The following is a 21469-nucleotide window of genomic DNA, read 5'->3' as shown; positions in this document are numbered from 1 at the left end:
GTCTTTTTTTTATCTTTACGAATAGAACTACCGGACGGTTCGCTCAACAGGAAATTACCTTACCGCCACCGTTCCTTCTCTGGGTTACCTCATTACGGACGGTGCGGGTAACGCGTTTTCTTCTCCTTATTCCGTCCATGAATACCACTCTTTTTGAGGACTTAGTCAATTACAAGTCAATCGCGGCTGGTATCGCTAAACTCGAAGCAGCCAACGCCAAATTTGCAGATGCCGCGGTTGCTCAAAACGAGCGCATCGGTAATTCCATGCAGTCACTGGCGGCCGATGCCGCTGGCCTGCGTGAGCAGATCACCAGTTTCAGTAGTCGTAAGGGTTCGAGTGATTCCGGGCTGTCAGGCCTGAAAGATGATGTTAAGAAATTAACGAAAGCAGAACAGGATTATCAGGCCGTTCTTTCCCGCAATAAAACAGTCGTTGATTTAAACACGGCCTCCATTGGTGCAATGAAACAGCGGATGGCCGATCTGCGGGTAGAGTACGATAAAATAGATCGTTCCGGTGCCGATGCTCAGGCCCGAATGAAAGCTATTGCATCGGAAACTAAGCAAACAGCTACCGTTCTAAAGTCGCTTACGATTGTAACCAAGCAAGCGGCTCAAGCTGTCGTTGTTGCTGAAGGCTCCTACAAAGCACTTGACATCCAGACCCAAAAATTACGATCAGATCTTAAGGGACTGGCGGGTGCGTTTAATCCGCTTACTGGCGAAATCAACAAACATAATCGGGCTGCGGTGGAGATGCAAAAACGCATCGAGACCAATGATAAAGCCTTAAAAACAATGGACTCCACTATGGGTGTAAATACCCGTAGAGTTGGTTCGTATAAAGATGCCTTAAAAGATATTGGGGGCCAATTAATCGGTATTACGTCAATAGCCGGTGCCGTTGCGCTTGCGTTTGAGGGAATAAAAAGTGCGGTTGGTATCATTTCCGATATGGAACGGTATGATGCCGGTCTAAAGGCGGTCAGTCGGGATAGTGCTGACTTTGCCCGTTCTCAGCAATTTCTTACAGGCCTGGCTGACAAATTAGGCTATGAGTATGGCGATCTCGTCGATAGCTACAAAGGATTAAAGGCCGCAACGAAAGACACCGCACTGGAGGGACGCAATACAGAGAAAATGTTTTCGGCTGTGGCCACAGCTGGGGCCAAACTTCAACTCTCTAGCGAAACCGTAACGGGTACCTTGCTCGCCCTGACGCAGATGATCTCCAAAGGCCATATCCAGGCGGAAGAGTTACGGGGCCAATTAGGTGAACGTCTTCCAGGGGCACTTCGTCTAATGTCCGAAGCGTTGGGCGTTTCGGAATCCAAGCTGAACACCATGATGGAACAGGGGCAATTAATTGCTACTGAAGTCATGCCAAAATTTGCCGATTCGTTAGACAAAGCGTATGGCTTAAAACAAGGCGAAAAAATTGACCGTCTGGGTGCAAGTGTCAACCGATTGAAAAACGAAATGGGCTATTTGCTCAAAGCGTTTAACGATAATACTGGCGTAACATCCATTTTCTCCGCCATTGCGAATGGTCTCTCAAACTCCTTAGGGGATATCCGACGCTGGTTAAAAGATGGATCGGTACTGGAGCTTGTAACATTTTTTGGATCCGGTTCGCTAACGAATCGAAATCAGCAACGACGGGATACCGAGCAGGCAACTTCAGCCTTCTCCGGAATGAATCCTAAACAGCGCAAAAAGCAGATCAACGATCTTAAAGTTGAGGAAAAGTCGTTGATAGAATTCGGCGAGGTCGATAAGGCGAAAATTACCCGTGACCTGAGGCAAAAACTGGAGCGCGAGAATATTAAAATTGAACTCGCTGAACAGAAAGATAGCCGTCGACAATTAATAAATGCTGATAAAGACGCTATCGAGAAAAATGAAATTGATCTCGCCCGGTTCCAAAAGCAGTCAGTAAGGAAGCGAACAGCCGAAATTCTGGCACTGGAGAAGCAGCTTGCCGCCGATCCAAAAAACGAAGTTCTGGCTAAAAAAATTGAGGTTTATTCCAAGTTAGATGCTGATCAAAAATCGAAAGATAAGGCCGTCAATGATCGGCTAAAACAGGATAAGCCCAATGATGATTCGACACTCGAAACGTTAAATAAACAGATCGAGGGAATTGAAAAGACTCTGCAATCGCAGGCCATGCAGGATTTGAAAGCCGGCAGGCTGGTGACCCTTGATCCTGAATTAGTGGCTCGTGTCGCTAAACTCAAAGAGCAGTACGAATCCATCAAACTTATTCAGGAACAAATTGAGAACGGCTCTTATGGCAAACCCATTACTGGAGCCGATACACCGTTAAAATCCATTACATCTATTGGTGACGAGCGCACAGGAAAAAACGGTAAAACGCTGAATGATGAACAGGTAAAAGTGGCCGATGCTAAACGCCTGGCTGAGCTCACTAAAAATCTGGATAATCAGACGGGGATCATGCGCGACTATGATACAAAACGTCGTCGCCTGGAGTATGATTTTAACAATGATATGAAGGGACTGCCTGAACAGCGTAAAATTGATTTGTTCACAGTTCTCTATGAAATCGAAGATGCTGAACGGCAAGGCGATAAAGATGAGGTACAGCGGTTGAAAGATAAGTACGCCCAAATGTCAGAAGCTGACAAAGATTACTTATCGAAGAAAAAAGAGATTCAGGAAAAATATTTCGAAGTAGGGACCACCCTGATCAATGGTCTGTTCGAGATTGAGCAACAGAAAAATCAAAATGCGCTTCAGCAGGTCGAAAAGAACAAAGAATATGAGTTAAGCCTGGTCGGCGATAATGCGGGGGCCAAAGCAGCAATTGAGCAGAAATACGCAGCCCAAAGTAAGCAACTACAACATCAACAGGACGTCGCGGCCCGAAACCAGGCATTGTTTAACATCGCCATTAGCACAGCCCAAGCTGCCGTTAAGGCCTTGCCAAATGTTGGCTTAGCCGTTGCCATTGGCATATTGGGCGCGGTGCAAGCCGGCATTGTACTCGCTAAACCATTACCGCAGTACGCGGAGGGTAAAAACGTAGCTGATAATTACGAAGGACCGGCTGAAGTAGGCGAGGCCGGACGTGAGCTGCTCTTCCGAAACGGCCGCGCCAGTCTGATCGATCGGCCGTCAATCGTCAACGTCAAACGAAACGACGTTATTCTTCCGAATCATCTTACTGAGCGGATGCTGAACGATGAGATGGCCTGGGAGGCTAATTCGCTGTTGCATCGTTCGATGAATCAGCGCCGGGCCGTTGAGGCTATGAACCAAAACCGGGAACGCTACCAGGTGCGGATGATGTCGGGCGCAATGGGGTACGGATCGCCCTCAGCTGGTGCGATCGGCAAAGCGTTTGGGGCTGAAATCGCTAAACATCCGGCCTTTAGCCTGTCGATTGATAAAGAGGGATTCAACATCCATCAGCATGATGCGCACCACAAAAAGTTGATACAAAAAAACAAGCATCAATTAGGGCGTAAAAACTAACCATGGGACAAATTATCTTTCGCTTAAAAACGGCCATTGTACAGGTAGGGGTGACAGAGCCGGTCACGATTATGCCCGATATCGCCGAGCCAGTGCGCTGGTCTGATGTTCCTCTAACGGGAAGTGTCGACGAGAAATATCATGGCTTTCTGTCCTCGTATTCAGACGGTACCCTAAAGCTGGATTTTAGGTGTGAATCGGCGCATAGCCTGTTATCTGAACAATATTATACCTACGGGACTGACGCAGATGTGCGGTTTCAGGTAATTGAAGTGGACCGGGCCGGCACTGAGTATATTGATTTTGACGGTAAGATAGATTTTGAAACGATCCTGATCGTGCCGGGTAAGGTCTCGGTAAGCATCATCACCAACGATGATCATACGAAGTTCAATAGCCGGTTTGAATCCCCCATTGCCTTGGATTCCATTTTAACGCTGGATAATGTGGCCTTATCGCCAGCTACGGCAACCGAAATACCGCTCGCTGGCCAGACCCTTCATGAGCAGGGGGAATTCAGTCACCAGAAGAAATATACGGAAAGTCAGGCGTTTACGGATGGGGTTGATTTGGGTATTAGCGTTTATGTACTGCCTAAAATGTACTTTCCAGCCTCTGAAACAGTCACCGCAACAATAGCCGCCAGTCCCTCAGCCATTCAGGAGTTGTCAAATCTGGAGGGAGTGAATTACTTATACGGTGGGGTGACGCCAGCGGATATTGATCCGCCGTCCCTATTGGAAGTAAAAGCCAATACCATTGGTGACTATCATATTGAAATTGACTGGCTGTTTCACATCAATGTCGTATTGACAAAAGCCGCCTTAACAATTGGATCGCCTAAGTTTGCCGTTCTTGAGTTTGTTCCATTGGTGATTGTTAAGATACCCGGTGCTGTGGATCAAATTATACCGCTTTGCCCCCCTAAATCCGGGTCAGGATATGCTAACAGCGTCGAACACTCGTTTGCCGGCTCGTATCATGCCGATCTTGATTTGCCCCTTGGCGCTCAGGTTTACACATATTGTAAAATCGTTGCCTTTGCCAAAAATCGAATCAAACAGATAGAATTCTTTATTGAATCGACTAGCCTGCGCATTTCAATAGAACGTAAAACGCGGGCGCAGGCAACCAAGACAAAAGCGTACCTGATGCCTGAGGCAATCAGACACGTAATTGGTGCCATTACGTCTACATTGAATCCAGCTAAAACGGGCAATGTGTATGGCGGCCTGATTGATAACGCCCACGCTGATCAGGCGTTAGATGGGTATGCGACTGAATACGCAGTAACGACAGGCAATCAGTTACGCGGCATTGATAAAGTGCCGAGTTTCGACGCAAAAACATTGATTGATACGCTCTGGAGTCAGCATGCGGCCGGCATTCTATTTGAACATGATGTCAACACCGGCGCTCAGGCCATTCGTATCGAGGAGGGCAGTTGGTTTTATCGCGGAGGTGAAATTGCCGTCATCGACGAGGTGTTTGAATATAGTGAAGAACCCGATCTCGAACTACTCTATAACCAGATTGAAGTAGGGTATGAAAAGTATCCCGATAGTGGAGCTGGTGTAGCTGACGAGTTCAATACGGTACATACCTACCAGACACCGCTGATTAGTCGGGAAAATACGCTGCCGATTCTTTGCCCCCTGATCGCGGCCGGCACAGCGATTGAACTGGAAAGACGTTTAGGTATCAAACAGGTCGATGCCAATGGTGTTCCGGTGTCTACCACATCCGACGCCGGGACGTATGATGATGATGGCTTTATTTTGCACGTCATCGCTTTTGGTCGGGCTGATACGTTCCGGTTTATCGTCGAAGGACCAACGCCTGTAAAGCCCTATACAGCCCACTACATTCAGTTTAGCAACGCGATTATTAACGGTTCATCCGGGGGCGTTCTTTTGTACTATGGGGATAAGGTGACCATTTCAGGCACAGGCACACCCAATGATGGCAAGACATTTACGATTGTCGGTATTCATCCTGGGATAGCAAATTTTACCGTCACACCCACCTACGAAGTGGATGCAGCTGAGCCTATAATTGCTGGCGGTCCACTGGCGGGAAGTTGGCAGGCAGGCACGCAGGCGGTAAAACTTCGGACCAATGAACGGTTGGATGTCTCAGGCATAGCGGATCCTGATACCGCGTTTAATCTTGAACTTTCACCCTCCCGGATGCTCCGCAGACATGCGGCCTTTATCAATTCAGGCCTGGCTTACAAAAAACCAATCGACGAACTGCGCTGTACAGCCTACAAACAAAATGGTAAAGTCAGTTCGCAAGTAAAGCCAGGTGTTGCACCCTTGCCGGGGGATTCCGATCGGCAGTACATTGCCGAAACGGGAAACATTGCTTTGGGTAGTATGGAGGGGTTTTTGAAATTATTTCAACCTGAGCTCATCAAAGTAAAAGGCACGGTTACCCGGAAAATGCGCCGGGCCATCTTTGCGGCCATGAAAAATCAGGGGCCTGATGAGGTAAATTGTGGGTACCTAACCATTATAAACCCTGACAAAAGTGAAGTCAGTGGCTTTTTACGGTCAATTACCTATAAAGATTCGTCTGAAGTAGCTGACATCGTTTTGCGCAAGAAACGCCCGGCTATCAACCCCAATGAACCTACCTGTGAGGTGTTTTATAATTACACGCTGAAACGGTTTGAAATTGATCCCACGGCCGATCCAAACAAGTACAGATTTTGTCGTTTCCGTGATTTTCAGCCGCTCTGATTGTAAGTTGATTGAAACTCTTTATTTTTGACTATCTAATGCCCCACTACCGGACGGTGCGGCCGCTGATACGACTCTCGCTTTCAGCAGCGCACCGATCCGATGCCAATTACCCCACTCACTGAGGAGGATTTCGTAAACGGAGCCAAAGAGAAGGTAAATAATGCCTTCAAAGAGATACCCATCTCCTTTGTGCCGACGCCTGACGGTAATCTGACAATTACCAAGTTCTCGGGTGAAAAGATCACCGTCCCCTTAAAAAACTTCTTCGCCCTTCTCTCGACGGTCTTCGACTCGATCCGGGTAGGCATGGCCACGCCTGAGGAGGCCGGAAAAGTCTTTCTCGTCGATGACGATATCCCCGCGCATTTTCAGTCGTCAAATCGAATTTTAACGGCCGTTCAGGTAGCCGATGCTATTCAGGCAGCGATCGATGCTGTTACGCCGGCTAAGACACTGACCGAGTTAATCAACGCGGCCTCCACGGCTCAGCGAAGTTCGGCCCTTCTTTCCCTGCTTAATGCCGCTGATGACGATGCTAAAGCCAAGTTCTGTTCAATGGTCTCCAGTTGTGGCGTCGTTATCGGCAACCCAACGGTTACGTCTGTCATTCTTGAGCATTTCGAGGAAATAGAATCGGTTGTCATTTTACCCTACAACTATAGAGGTGGCTTTGACACAAACGATTGTGATAAGATAACGTGTTGGCTTGCTGATAAGAACCGACCCAATGAAATACCGGTCGTTGGTATGCGGTGCGATGGCTTTGTCGTCGATTGGGTTACGGCGCAGGTTGTTCGGGTCGATGTAAAAACTGCGCTGACGACCGATGGTATCGCGGGTGTGACCAACACGGTTTTCGGCGTGGAATGGTTCAAGCCTGCCCGCTTCCGGGATGGCTTAGCCCATACGTGGGATATTGTCGGCGAGCACGACGGATTGCTTCAGGTTGACTATAATAAACCCAAAATAGTAACCTGTGCAGCACCTGTTGACAACACGCCTTACGTCGCGCAGTATCTGGTTAGTCCCTCCGCGATCGCTATTACCAAGGGAGGAGCGACCATTACTGCCTCAATTATTGAGCGGCTCAGCAACGATACACGTCGGGCATATACGGGCAATGCGGTACCGGTTTTTTCAGCTGAAGGAGCACCGGCCGGTATTACAATAACGCCCAATTCAGACAAGACGGTGACGATTACGGCTTCTAATGCCGCCGCTATTACCTCACTTCAACTCAATGCAACGATTGGGGCAACCTCAGCCATACCGGCCACTGTGCAGGTGCTGACCGGTGCCTGTCAGCGCCCATCGGGTTTAACCACGTTTATAGCCGCCTGGAATTTTGCCCCCACTGGCGGCAATGCGCGGGAATTTAGCTCGCTCGATGACGCCAATAATACGGCTGGTCAAAAATTCGATAATACGACGCCTGGTAATCTGGCAACCTATCAGTTTCAGGTGGCAAATCTGGCAATCGGTGAAACGGCCTATTATGAAACACTAACGGACTGCACGAAAGTGGGGACTGGCATCGGCTACGTCCTCGATACCAGTTCGGGAAATACCGTAAGGAAGGCTGTTCAGTTCAACAACGGAGTCATCATCGACTTAAAGGGTTCGAGCTACACCACACCCAGTACGATAACCAGCCTGACGATTGATGAGACACCCCTTCAGGAGGGTTCCTCAGCAGTTGCCCACGTAATCGCGCATTACGCCGATGGATCGAGCGCCCAATATGAAGGGCCGGGCGTATTTGAGTACACCGGCAATTACCCGCCAAGTATGAGTCTATCCTACGGCAATACGGGTGTAGCTCTTATTGCTCTTGGGGCCAATACGATCAGTGCCGATCAGACGGTTGTGTTGCGCTTTACGCCAACGGGCGGTGCACCGGTGACGGGTAACGTTCTGCTTAAAAACGTCAACAACGCGGCAACCAACGTCATCGACCGAATGACAATTTTCCATCCCGTGGGCTGGCATACTATTCTGCCTTCGTCGCATACGGTTTCTGAAAATCTTGTCTTGCTCGTCAACGTAAACGGACCCGGTGGGGCCGCTCTGGCGGTTCAGGCTCGCTACACGGGGTCCAGGAATGACAGCACGTTCGGGGTCATGCAAAAACTCGACTACAGCCAGAACAGCGGAGACAATCCACTCCCGGCCGGCTATTCGCACTTCACGTACTTCAACGACGAACTGTTTTCGAACAGCTTCAAAACCTTCCAGGCTAAACTGCCATCCGTCGCCAATTCACAGGTACAGTCTACGTACCTGGCCAATGCTTCAGCCCCTGATCACACGACCGCTCAGATTTATCCCGTCTCAAATTAACTGCTATGAGAACCTGTATAAAATGGCAAACCAAATCAACGAGCGCTGATAACGTGGTCACGTACGGCCCGGTCCTGTACTGGATTCGGCCTGTAGGCTCAGCCTGCTCAGATGATGATATTGCCTTTAATCAAATGGATGTGCCGGCTAAGACCGCTGCCAGCCAGCCCGATCAACCGGAAGGGTTTAAAGTCCGCACGTGCGTGGCCGGTTCAACCGGACCAATCGTCGTCATCGGCGATAATTCGGGCTATGTGCCGTTAGGCGGTGGAGGGGGTGGATCGACGACCGAAAGCGGATTTGACACCTCCTACACGTTTAGCCGTACAGGTTCCGACTATGCTGGTCATGCCTTTGTCTCTACACCCGCGCCCATCCTTACGGCTGTTGTACAAAGCAAACCACGATTAACTGGTAACAACTTCGCGTTTGTGCCACAAACGGCGCTTAATGTGGCTATACCCGAGCGTATTCCCCCACATGCACCACACGCCAGCAAAATCCTGATTTATCCGGGCGGACTCTACACGTTGAATGCCGATAACGGCTTTATGGGCCACGGTTGGACACATACCTCTGAGTCGGCCCAGTGGCCGGGCGCGTATCCGACCAGCATCAAACGGGCACTGGAGTATGCCAACTATGCAGCGGCTAAACGGGCCGCTGATCTGTTGCCTGATGGTCACCCATCCAAGCAAAAACTCTATAACTGGTCGACGCTGAATCCCGCTTTCGAGGGTACCCATATTTTCATCGATGACGAGGATACCTGTAAGCTGTATGCCCAGCAGTGGTATTTAGATTTTTTGCAGATCGATAAAAAAGGTGCTGGCGTCGAGTACTTCTCGGTCAACCACGAAATATGGCAGACCAACCCAAATAGTCCCTACAACTATGTCGGGCAGTGGTACCGTCAGGTAGGCTGGATAACGAAGGAAATTATTCGGCTCTCTGAAGTAGACGGGCTGAATATGAAATCGGGTATGAGCGACTTTGGAAACCTGTGCGCTACGGGGCCATTTTTCTTTGAAGATAACGACCCGGCGACTGGCTATCCCGGCTACCTCAGCTATACCACAATTAATGAGCCGTACCGGGGTAATTCGCAAAGCTCACCATTAGGGGCTAATACCGATATGGGCGCACTACTGCTAGCCGGTAAAGCCTTTGCGGGTGTGGGCCACTACTGTCAGCACACGAGCGACGGGCAGGGTATGTTTGAAACCAATGGCGATGGCAGCTTAAAAGTCGTTAACAACGAACTCGTCTGGCGAACTGACAAGCGAAGTGCCACCATCAGCGGTCAGGCATCAGTCATCTACAAAGATGACAATTTCATGGCGATGCTGAAGCGATACGGGTACGAAGCGGGTGACTATGCCAACTGGTTTTTCCGGGCAGGTAGTGTCCATTTGCCCATGTCAAATCAGCGCGGGGCTGGCTATGTAAATGTTCGTTTTCTAAATCAGTTCCGACTCGATACGGAAAGCGACACCAGCAACAACCAACTGGGAGCAGGCTACAATGGACTGATGCAGGCCGAATTTGATATGCTCAATGCCCGGCCGCTTGATCCCGATCAAACGGAAGGCAATGCGATTCGAATGTATCTCAATTCCGACTACTTGCGGGGGTGGATGGACTCTCAGCCACGAACGGATTTAGGGGCCGATAATAACAAAGGTTCCAAAGCCAGAGCCAGTGTTGAGATGTACGCTAAAGGCTTTCAAAGAGCCAGCAATTTAAACTGGATTTTCGACACGCCTTATAAGATGATTGAGCCAAAACTGTGGATCAATCACCAGGGCATTACGTCAGCGGCTACGGCTGACGAGCAGTTTTACAGAAAACCCATTCTAAGGGGCGGCATTGCAACGTATCAGGGTAAGCGTACAATTTGGATGCGTGGCGAATGGCCCTGTCAGGACATGAATCATGTGACCGATGTGATTGTCTGGGTGAACGTTAACGGCACTATATCACCCGCCTATAAGATTCGGCTCGATGGTCGAAGGACGTATCTCGACTACTGGCAACTGGCAGACAGTTTCCCCGACTTCGAAGCTAAGCATGTGTATTTCCAATTTCAGGCGCTGACCGGCGAAACCATCACGTGGCGCGGTGACTACCGTGAGCCCAAACTATCCGCTAACCCAAATCCCCCTGCTTTCGCCTAATGAAAAAGCTCCTACTTCTGTTATCGCTATACTCATTCGTTTCATTTCTGGCAAACGGACAGGGTACGCACACCGTCACGATTGCGCCGGCGACTGGCTACATAGGCACACCGTATCAGGTTTCGACGATTCGTAACATAACGACTTACCCACTTACACAGGACGGCTACAATCGCTGGGCTTCAGACTTGGCCAAAGGCACATTTCAGCTTACTGTTGTCGGTTCAAATTGCATCATTCCAGCCGGTACAGTTCCTCCACTCGTTGCACCAAACTGCGCGAATTCAGTTTTCGTAGCGACCAATACGAGCTTACTCTCAAAGTATAGCTATAACGCATCCAACGGCGGCACGATTCAGGTTCGCGGGTCGGGATCGGGTACGTTTCAGATGAAAATCGAAACTGTATCTGGCCAAAACCTGACGCTTTCCAACCTGGACAATTCGAGTATTCCCTATAATACGTTGCTGGGTTTTGGCCCATCGGGAGACGGTGCTTATCCTCTCGACTGGACATTGTGGGGCGTTCCACAGGTGCCAATTCGGTTAACATTCGCCAAAAATGGGCTGACTGATGCCGTAACATTTACGCCTGTTGTCGGGACAAATAAGCCGCTGACGACACCGCCAACGACGACGACGGTTACTCCGCCAACGACCAATACCGTCGCTCAGAACGGATCGTTCGTGGCCGGATTTGGGGAGGGGACATTAGCGGAGATGATGGCCTACGCGCCTTTTGTGCCGACAAATAATCAGGTTTCGACATGGACCGTATTTAATCCAACCCAGTATATCGGCTCAACATCGGGGCTCAAGGTTGGGATAAACTTTGGTATTGGCGCAAGCTGGACGCACTTAAGCCTCAATGGGGGTGAGAACCTGATCAACACCAACGCTGATCAGGGCAGTAACTTCAATGGCGTTTGGTTTCCAGACAATGGTCGGTCAGCAGCCGCCAAGTCAAGTTACGGCAATCCTGACGGGTTTAATGGGGGAACCAATGGCAGGTTCGGGACTACCAATAGAGATGGCCAGTATGTCCTGTCTAGTTCAATTGGCTGGAATGCTGTTCCCGGTGGGCAGATGGGTAATTCTCACCGCAGCCCGATCCTGTTTTACGAACGTCGGACGGTGGCCGGGTATGGTGAGGTGCTATACACGAAGGTCCAGCCTTATCAATGGGGCATGGAGAATGTTCTCGCTGAGCAGTATTTACACACGTACTCTTGGATTGATGGACAGGCATTGAAGTGGTTCTCCATTGTCGAAAACTTTAGAACCGACAACCAGGCGCTTGATGTAGAACGCGAGCAGGAAAACCCGTTCATTTTTCCCATCGGTACGTATTTCAGGAAAATGGCCTACACCGGAACGTCTCCGAAGACAGGGGGGGCATTGTCGGAATTTACCTCAGCCCAGCCTTGCGAGGGTGCGGGTTCTCCCGGTTGCCCTAACGCCAACGATACAGGTGATTGGCTGGGCTCGGAGTACTGGGGAGGAGCGATGAGTGCAGACGGTTCGAAAATCGTTGCCTCAATTACCCCTTTCAACACAAGATTTCGTGGCAAACAGGAACAGGGATTCGGTGGAAATGAATCTAGCAATGCGACGAGCTACATCAATTCCGCTATCCTGGAGAATTTCGACCGGCCATCTATACGGGCGTTTTCGGGCGCAATCTGGACGGGCAACACGTCAGATTATAGAAACTACTATAACAGCCAGAACTTTGTAACGACTCCGTTCAACTGGAATTTCACGGCAGGCAAAACGAATCAGTGGCATAGTGGAAACTCGTATGCGCGGCTGAACGGCAGTAATCGCTACGAGTGGAATATCGGCAAGCGTGGAGCCGATCCCAACGTACAAGGTGAGCAGCCACAAATGAAAGGTCATTTTGGTAGTCCGTTCGGTGCCTGGCAGGCGTCGAGCATTCCGGTGATTTATATCAAGGGTACGTTCGTCGGTGGTAACATTTCAAACATTCGGATCGAGTTCAAAAAGCCGGGTTCAGGCAATAATACCACCTATTCGACTGGTGCCATTCCCGTAATTGCGGACGGCGCGGAACATACCTATGCAGTGAATATGTCGGGTGTTTCGGGCTGGGATGGTATTATCTCTAATATCGATTTAAAGCCCAATAGCCCGACTGATTTTAGTTCAGGCTCAGAAACATTTGTGCCATCATACATCGGCAATGTCAATCCTGCTACCAACGATGTGTCGCTTCTGCTCATGGCTTCTCTGCTGGCTGGAGGTCTAGCCAAACGTCGCAAACGATCGCTCGGCGTTCGGCGCTCAAAACCCGTTCCATCCATCAAACAAAAAGTCTCGTAATGAAAGCATTCTTAATGTTTGCGGCCGTTGTGCTGGCCTTAGCTCAAGCAATTGGCCAGGTAGTGCCCCTCCCTGATCAGACGATTTATCCGGGCAATCCCTTCGCGCTCAACATCGTCATCACCCGGGTAGACTCGTCGGCCACAGCTACGTCCGTGCTGAATTACGGCACAAACGGCCCACCTGTCGAGCAACCCAATCAGCCGATAGTTAGCCGATCCGGACGATTGGTAACTATCAGCTGGAGTGCTGCACAAACGAAATCGCTACCAGGTGGCCAGCGGCTTTGGCTGGAAATAAAAGCTGGAGCAGTTGTCAAACAGGGCGCATTTGTGACGGTGAGCAAATTCCCAATCAAGGTGACTCAGCCAGGCACGTTTACCGTAGCCAACCCCGTCGCTGAACTCTCAGAAACGGGATCTACCGGCAAGGTTTTTACGCTGAATAATGTCCCATCAACCGGCTTTCGAGTCACCCACAATAAAGGAACGCGCCTGGTGCAAGGTGTCTTTTTTCGTGATGATACTGGGCAGATCGATACGCTTTGGCGGATTCAAATCGTCACCGACAATGCCGTTGATGTGTTTGGTCCGCCTGGAGAGGTCTTTCCTGGCCGCCTGCTGTTGCTTTTTCCAATTCAAACAATTTCTAACTAATCGAATCCAATGAAAAGCCTGTTTCGAGTACTCATTTTGTCTTTAGTATCAGTAAGCGCCTTTGCTCAGTTGCAAACGTTCAGAGGGGATACGCTAGGTCCCTTAGTGCCCAACCGGGTTAATATCGGGGCCGCTGCCGATGGTCGGGGAGGGCAAAAAGGGACTAGTGGCTATTTTAGGCGCTTTGCCTTTGTCGACGAGGTGACGGCCGCCACAGCTGGAGGAGTAACCTCAGTGAATAGTAAAACGGGTTCGGCTATTACCCTGCAAACGTCTGATGTGGGGGAAAATGTGAACCTGTATTTCACAAGCGCACGAGCACGGGCCGCGCTAACAGGTGTCGGTCCGCTTTCGGTGAATTCATCAACCGGCGCGATCACTTTCGCCGGTGCGCCGGGTGATGTACAGTTAGGTAATATCAACAATACCAGCGATGCTAACAAGCCGATTTCTATTGCTCAACAAGGGGGGCTTGATTTGAAGGCTAATTTAACCTCAAGTATTTACCGGGTCAATGTGGCCACGTTTGCGGCTCTGACAGCGCTCACTGTGCCAACGGGTAACACCTACTTTGTTAAAGTCGCCAGCGATGAAACGCAGGCGGCCCCCTACAATACAAATCAGTGGTACGGCAAGGATGACACCGGGGCAACCTTCAAATTCTCTTTAATCAAACAGTAAATGAGAAAAATTCTCTTACTGGTAACAGGGCTATTGGTTAGCCTTGTTACTAACGCTCAGGTTGCCAGCCGGTTTAATTACGGGGTTATCCGATTGGGTAATAACATGATCGATTCGGCGGGATTTGTAAAAATCCTGTTTCCGACCCAGGCTGCTGCAGTAAGTACGGGCACGATTCGATCCGCTGTTTCAGGCGCATCGGGCGTGAATTACTCTGTGTCGGAAGGTATCTTTTCCATCAACAACACGTACATAAATACGCTTGTTGACAACCGGCTAAAGTCATACGATGGTTGGGACGCTGCCGTAAGTAAAGTGTTATCAACGACTGGAACAACTTTCAAATGGGTTGTTGCATCGATTAGTTCAGGAACAACGACAACGGGCGGGGGAAATGCTCAGGTATCTCCGCGTGATACGGCCCTGTTCTACGCTGATACGACGATGGGCAGGATAACGCTGGCGACGATGACAAGTCTGACGCTAACGACTGAAGCCCAAATACGAAGCTTTCTGACCACAAATCAGACGAATGTTAATGCAACGGTACTTGATCAAAACCTAGTTTTAAGCAGCTCACTGCAACAGACGGGTATTTGGAACAACGTTTATTTCCATTCTCAGACCATAGGAGGTACTACGTTCAGGTATGACGGGGGTAGCATCGTTTTTGTTTTCACCAATACGCACACAGTTAATCGGGTCAAAGTAGGAGGCTTTAAGATAGTCAGCCATTATACGGGCACGTCCTATCCGATGTTTTTCAGCAATGAGCTCGTTGGTGGGGATGGACTGGAGATCGCAGACCTAGACGTTACCTCAGATGGCAATGGTGTTTACAATGCGATCGGAATGTCGCAGTATAGTACGGGATCAAGTTCAGGTGCCCTTATTAAGCACGTGTGGTGGAGCCGTATCAATACACACGATGTCGGTCGGTCCAATGAGTGGTTAAGCCAGGGCTATGATTATGCGCGAATTCTCGGATTAGCTATTACCAACTCAAGGTTCACCAACATGGGCCTGAATGATCAGCACGGATTTGGAGCCTCCTTATCTGGTCTGATCAAGGGTGTGCTGCTTCTGGGCAACGTTTATACTAACTGTCGTAACATCTGTAATGAGCTAGTCAATGTTCAGTACGCTATCACGATGAACAGTACCTACCTGGTCAATACAGCCAATGTGGTTACAGGTATTGGGATCAGCGACGACGGAGTTAATAGCACGAAGTATATCTACGTCGAAAATAATACGATGAACGTAACGGGCCGGCCGGCCTATATCTACGGGGCTTCCTACATCACCTTTCAAAACGGGGGTACATATACTGGCAGGTACGGCGTAGACATGACCTCCAGCAATTGTACGTTCAAAAATTTCACCGTGAATGTATGGGATAAGGTCAGTACTGGTGGAGGTGGTACCAGCTTCGCCTGGCAGGTTGATGTAGCCGCTAGTAATAACCTCTTCGATAACGTCACGATTTCCTCATCCAACACGATTGGGAATGGCGGTCTGTATGCCCACGAAGTCTTAGTCGTCAAAGGGTCGAATAATACGATTCAAAACTCGACGCTGATCCAAGGAAAACAGAGCAATGGAACCTACTATGGCTACATATACGCCAATTCAGGAACGGGGAATACCCTTACAAATACGCCACAACAAAACGGCATTTAACCAGATCTGAAATGAAACGCTATCTTCTAATTTCTTTCTTTTTCCTGTCTACGCTGGTAGGCTTCGCGCAGGGTGCACTGAAGGTGTACCGTGTTGGCGATCAAATTGTCTTGGATGGGCCGGGCGGACAAACGTCTTATCCATCATCATCGATAGCCGTTCGGGGCTTCGGTTCGTCGATCTATATTTTACAGGATAATGTGCCACTGTTCCAACTGGCGCCAGCACAGTTTCAAACGCAGAGTGGTGTCCCTTACGGATCCACTGTACCCTTGGCAATGACCGCTTATTTACTGAATGTACCTGGCTTAGGTGGTGGATCTGGCGGGGTGGCAGGGGTTAGTTCAGTCAATGGACAGTCTGGAGTGGTTAACCTGACCATTCCAACCGTACCGACTAACCTTAGTAGCTTCACGAATGATTTAAATCTTCTGAACAGTTCGCAGGTTAACTCGGCCATCAATGTAGTAACCGGGCCACTGGCGACCAGTATCACACAGCATACAGCGGACCTTGCGGCTCGGTTATTAACGACAACGTATACTGCCAATCGGACTACTGATCAGGCCGCAACCACAGCCGCGCAAAATACGGCCAATGCAGCTGTGCCAACAGCGACCTACAATTCAAATAGGACAACTGATCAGGCCGCAACATCGGCGGCTCAAACAACCGCGAATGCAGCCCTGCCAACGGCTACCTACAATACTAACCGGGCAACAGACCAGGCCGCTACGACGGCGGCACAGAATACAGCGAACGCGGCTGTCTCAACTACTACTTACAACACCAACAGGACGACTGATCAGGCGACGGTTGCGGGTAAGGCTCCACTGGCTTCACCTGCCTTTACGGGTGTGCCTACAGTTCCAACAGCAACTAGCGGCACGAATACAAGTCAGGCGGCTAGTACCTCATTTGTGCAGGGGGCCATTGCTGGTGTAGGCGTAAATTTAACGATTGACTCAACGAATTTTCTGGGAGATTTTTCCTCAGCCAGTCCCTTGCGCATCAGACCTTCATTGCTAGCCTTGTATCAACCTCTACTAACAACGGGTAATGCAACGCAGTATCGAAAAGGGGACAATACACTTGGAACATTACTAACGGATGTTCGAGCGGCCTTTACCGGTAGTGCCAACATCATCGTCAGTCCGTCGGGTGTTCTCAGCTATACAACGAACGTAGGTGACCCCTTATATATCGGGGCTGGCGTTAACTACATCGGGGGTAATGCCGCCAGTATTCAGTTTCAACGCGCTGGATCGACGTTTATGGAAGCCACTGCGGGGGGAACATACATGAAAGGTCCTACGTATAATTTCCAATCGGCGGTCGTCATTCAATCGGCAGCGGGAATCTCAAATTTTCAGTCGAATACAAACCTAGGGATTGGAACTGGAGCAACGGCTAGCATCAGTACCCTGAATGTTTTAGGCTCAATTAGTTCGTCAATTGTCAGCGTAACCGCCAATTACACGGCCAGCGAAACGGATAATACAATCGCTATTGATGCCAGCTCTGGAGTAAAAACGATCGCGTTGTTAACAGCAGCTGGCCGGATCGGTCGAGTCTACGAATTCGTGCGGGTTGACGCAGGTACCAATGCCATTACCATAGACCCGGCTGGAAGCGAAACCATCAAGGGTGCGGCTACGCTAAATGTCACGAATGGAATGATCATCAAAGCATTAACAGCGACTAGTTGGGTCGTTATATCCTCCTACTAATCCATGAAAAAGATACTAAGCCTTCTACTGTTAGTGCCCTCGCTCTTGCTGGGGCAAAATGCAAAAACGGTTCGCGTAGGAGCCGCCGGGCCGACCTCGCTATCTGTGCTGGTCAATGTGCCGGTGCCACCGGGGGGGAGTTCGACCGTTCTCCCCGTATCGACGGATTTGCATATTTTTCATATTGCTAAAACGGCTGACCCTGGGCAACCTCTTTTTCTGCAAGGCGCATTTCCGGCTAATGCAACGGTTAACCTGACGATCAATGAGGCTACACCCACGTATTCACTAACGATTGGACCCAATCAGCAACTCAACAGCCTGAATACGTTTATACCCGAATCGTACCCGATGGGTCTCTACGGGATTTCGGTTGTAGCCAATGGAGCCAAGAGTCTGACCCGGTATATCAACCGGGCGGAGGGTCATTTTACGACGTCGCCCGATGTGTATTCAGGCGCTCCAATGGAACTCTGCGGCACAAACTTACTATTGCCCGGTTTTCGTCCAACGATTCGTTTTCAGCCGGTTGGCGGAGGTGCCAGCCTGTATGCCGCCTTCGATCAAACGAATAGCTTTGATAAGCGGATCAACTTTCGTGCCCCACTTGGCTTAACCGTTGGACAGGCGTATCAGGCTTTAGTCAGCAATGGGGCGGGTGGAGCACTGGGCGAATCCCTTGTTGGTACGACCGTCACGGCCATAACGCCGGGATTGGACGTATTCAATATTGGTCAGGCGTGGGGGGCAAAATACGCCCTGCTGTTTGGGAACGTCTATAATATTATGAATGATCCGCGCCTGACCCTACATGCTGTGGGGGATGGTGTCACAAACGATAAACCCGCGATTGATGCCGCTATAACCATCATAAATGCCTCGACAAATGGCGGTGTGTTGCTGTTTCCGAATGGTACCTACAAAATAATTATTGCCGGCAGCGGCTCGGGTGGCGTAGGGATCACCTTCAAATCTAAGGTCGTTTTGATGGGCACAAGCAAGGATAGTACCATCCTTTCCTTTGGCTACAGCGGCACACAAACGTTCGACCTCTTTAAGCGGGATGATGGCGTAAATACCAATGGCATTATGAATTTTACGATTCAGAATGTTGACCCTGCTAGTGAGGCTTGGTATACCGGCGTGATGCGGGGTAGTGAGATGTTCTGGAAGAATGTCCGCTTTAACATGTATAAGGCGGATAACATTGCGTTTTGGGGAGCCGTTAAGCTAGCCTTACTTGACTGCGAGATCACCCAAACACTCAATAAAGACATTCACGGTCCTTTGTCCCTGACGGGTGCTACCTACGTGGTCGCCAAGCGTAACGTATTTCGATTCGTTGGCGGGCCGGGTATTGATCAGACGAAGTATGTCCTTTGGGAGCAAAACCGGCTGTTAAAAGACGTATCATTTGGCCACGTAACCAGCCCCAACGTCAAGACGTACCACGTTATGACAGCGGATTTTACGCAATTCGCCCTGGTTCATAAAAACACGTTCGAGACTGTATCTGGTAATAAACCGGCTAATCCTCCTTTCTGGATAAACGATTTAGAGGCAGTCATTTCGGAAGATCCCGACCTGATCGATCAGGACCAGGGCAGTGTTTCCTCGGCTACACCCACAACCCTAACCGACAACTCAAAGTCGTGGAGCGGTGCCTTTCAGATGAATCCGGTCGTAACGATTTACGGCGGGACCGGCGCGGGTCAAACAAAACCAATTACGTCACGAACGGCCAATACTCTGACCGTGGGTTCGGCCTGGTCTGTAGTTCCTGATGCCACATCGAAATACAGCGTATTCAACTGGACGATCAAAGACGTATCGTTTACGTTCAACGTCATGGAGCGCATGCAACGGGGCTTCACGATGTATTTCAGTGCGGCAGAAAACGTAAATTTTGAGTATAACACCCTTAATAACTCCGGGGCGATTGATCTGAACCCGGCGCACATTCAGCGAACCGGCTTTATTCAGGTCAACCCGCAATACGATTTTCGTGTCAAGGGAAACGAACTATCGAGCCTGACTGACCCGCGCAACGGAAACTTCATCGGCGTTCATACAAGCCAAACATCAGCGGGCGCTTTAACGGGTTATCTGGCGATCAATACACAAATCATAGGCAACAAAGTCACGGGAGGTATTCCAAATTTCACAACCCAGATAGATGACTTTTATCCGAACGGCTTCCTGAGCTATCACTTCCCCCCCTCGTCTGGATATGTGGCTACCCAACCGGCCATTTTAGGGACTACCCTTTGGGGAAACGTCGGGGTCAACCTTGATAACGCCCTGAATACCAATTCCGGCAATGATCAGATGATCTTGAAGCAAAACTATTTTCAATATAATGTAACCAGCGGCCAGAATGATAACCTGCGCAGTATTGGCAACAGTCTGCGAACTACAAACTTGAACTAAGCGGCTATGTGGAACGCCCCTTACCCCTTTCAGGTCGCTCTGCAAGATGGCGATTATACGCATACGACACGGTACCTCACGTATGGTGAGGCCGTGGCCGTGTACATAGAGAACCTTATTAGACCCTCATCGGGCGCAACTGTTAATCTCCAAATCAATGGAAAAATTACAAACGCAACTCACGTTTTTTCTGTGGAATCGTAACATACTGGGTTGGATTTGGGTGGTCAAACGCATGATGTTCGCCCTAACGGTGGGGCAGATCTTGGACGGTACTACTCGTGGAGCCATCGTCTTTTTGACGCTTCGGGAGGGACTCTCAGCCATCACCGATTACGCGCAGGCCAAAGATCCAATTAAGACGACGAATCAATCATCGCCACCGAATCCAACGCCTGAAGAACCAACCGAACCTCAAACGCCCATATAGCCATGTGGAGACTAGCTCTAAAAGTTGCTGGCGGTTTTGCCGTGATTGCTTTCCTGATTTGGCTGTATAACTACATTGTCTACACGCCCGAAAAGTGGAACGATGTTGCCGAAGGCTACCATAACCAAGTGGCTGATCTAACCAAGGCCGTAGCCAGGTGGCAGGTAGTCGTGGCTAAAAAAGACAGCATCATCGCCAAAAAAGACAGCGTGATTGCGAATCGGGATACGGTGATTCGTACGCAAAAAACTGAGTGGCAGAAAGCCATTGCCTACGGAACGCAGTGGCAAACCAAGTTCATGCGGGGCGTGGCCATAAAGGATTCGTTAACGGATCGGTTGACAGATCGGGAGCGTGAATTAGAATATTACGCCAGGCTGTTAAATAACGGAACGCTCTCACCGGTGAATCTGGGTCCGGTCATTGAGCTTAAGCCATCCAATCCAAAAGTTATTACGGCAGGTCTGAAAACGGCGGATCGGGAGGCTTCCTCGGCTGAGGCTTTGAAAGAACAAACGTTGGCTATGGGTCTACTAACGGCTCGAACCGAACGGATGCGAACCGGCCTGGTCGATGCCGGAAAGGGATTTGGGGCGCTTAGTCAGCAGGCGAGGGAAGCTATGAAAGGAGGGATACCCATCATTCGACATCGACGACGAATGCAGCTGCGGGCGGTTGCCGACAGTGCCGATCGAAGCAAGGCCAAAGCTGACAAGGCGAGCGAACTGGAAGAGGAATTGAACCAATAAA

At 49.8% G+C, this 21469-nt stretch carries 12 protein-coding genes; all 12 read left to right on the top strand.

All coding sequences use genetic code 11. The annotated features are described in order from the left end of the window. The first annotated feature begins 137 nt into the window (after positions 1–137). The 12 genes from ACFS25_RS21185 to ACFS25_RS21130 all read left to right on the top strand — a co-directional run bounded on the left by ACFS25_RS21185 (position 138) and on the right by ACFS25_RS21130 (position 21468). The gene (locus ACFS25_RS21185) at positions 138–3503 is read left to right on the top strand and encodes a tape measure protein (RefSeq protein WP_381504995.1); all 3366 of its coding nucleotides are present in this window, start codon (positions 138–140) and stop codon (positions 3501–3503) included. A gap of 2 nt (positions 3504–3505) precedes the next feature. Then, a complete protein-coding gene (locus ACFS25_RS21180; protein WP_381504993.1) occupies positions 3506–6247 on the top strand; it encodes a hypothetical protein in 2742 nt (913 codons plus the stop codon). 102 nt (positions 6248–6349) lie between these two features. Beyond that, complete coding sequence (locus ACFS25_RS21175; protein ID WP_381504991.1) at positions 6350–8590, top strand: hypothetical protein; 2241 nt, start codon at positions 6350–6352, stop codon at positions 8588–8590. A gap of 5 nt (positions 8591–8595) precedes the next feature. Beyond that, complete coding sequence (locus tag ACFS25_RS21170) at positions 8596–10767, top strand: hypothetical protein (RefSeq protein ID WP_381504989.1); 2172 nt, start codon at positions 8596–8598, stop codon at positions 10765–10767. Beyond that, positions 10767–13109, top strand: a complete 2343-nt coding sequence (locus ACFS25_RS21165) for a hypothetical protein (protein ID WP_381504987.1) — start codon at positions 10767–10769, stop codon at positions 13107–13109. The genes ACFS25_RS21170 and ACFS25_RS21165 overlap by 1 nt, the downstream gene beginning before the upstream one ends. Next, a complete protein-coding gene (locus ACFS25_RS21160; RefSeq protein WP_381504985.1) occupies positions 13109–13765 on the top strand; it encodes a hypothetical protein in 657 nt (218 codons plus the stop codon). The genes ACFS25_RS21165 and ACFS25_RS21160 overlap by 1 nt, the downstream gene beginning before the upstream one ends. Before the next feature lie 9 nt (positions 13766–13774). Continuing rightward, positions 13775–14446 carry a hypothetical protein gene (locus tag ACFS25_RS21155; protein WP_381504984.1) on the top strand — a complete coding sequence of 224 codons (672 nt, stop codon included), beginning with the start codon at positions 13775–13777 and terminating at the stop codon, positions 14444–14446. Continuing rightward, positions 14447–16129: a hypothetical protein gene (locus tag ACFS25_RS21150; protein ID WP_381504981.1), complete on the top strand. Its 1683-nt coding sequence runs from the start codon at positions 14447–14449 to the stop codon at positions 16127–16129. A gap of 11 nt (positions 16130–16140) precedes the next feature. Next, entirely contained in the window at positions 16141–17859 is a 1719-nt protein-coding gene (locus ACFS25_RS21145; protein WP_381504979.1) for a hypothetical protein, read from the top strand. 3 nt (positions 17860–17862) lie between these two features. Next, the gene (locus tag ACFS25_RS21140) at positions 17863–20289 is read left to right on the top strand and encodes a glycosyl hydrolase family 28-related protein (protein ID WP_381504977.1); all 2427 of its coding nucleotides are present in this window, start codon (positions 17863–17865) and stop codon (positions 20287–20289) included. Between the two features lie 157 nt (positions 20290–20446). Beyond that, complete coding sequence (locus ACFS25_RS21135; RefSeq protein ID WP_381504975.1) at positions 20447–20719, top strand: hypothetical protein; 273 nt, start codon at positions 20447–20449, stop codon at positions 20717–20719. Between the two features lie 2 nt (positions 20720–20721). Further along, positions 20722–21468 carry a hypothetical protein gene (locus ACFS25_RS21130; protein ID WP_381504974.1) on the top strand — a complete coding sequence of 249 codons (747 nt, stop codon included), beginning with the start codon at positions 20722–20724 and terminating at the stop codon, positions 21466–21468. The last annotated feature ends 1 nt before the right edge of the window (position 21469 follow it).

It is taken from the genome of Spirosoma flavum (genome assembly GCF_042686045.1).
GTDB lineage: Bacteria > Bacteroidota > Bacteroidia > Cytophagales > Spirosomataceae > Spirosoma > Spirosoma flavum.
The sequence above is the reverse complement of the archived record's forward strand: the minus strand, read 5'-3'. Positions and strand labels throughout refer to the sequence as shown.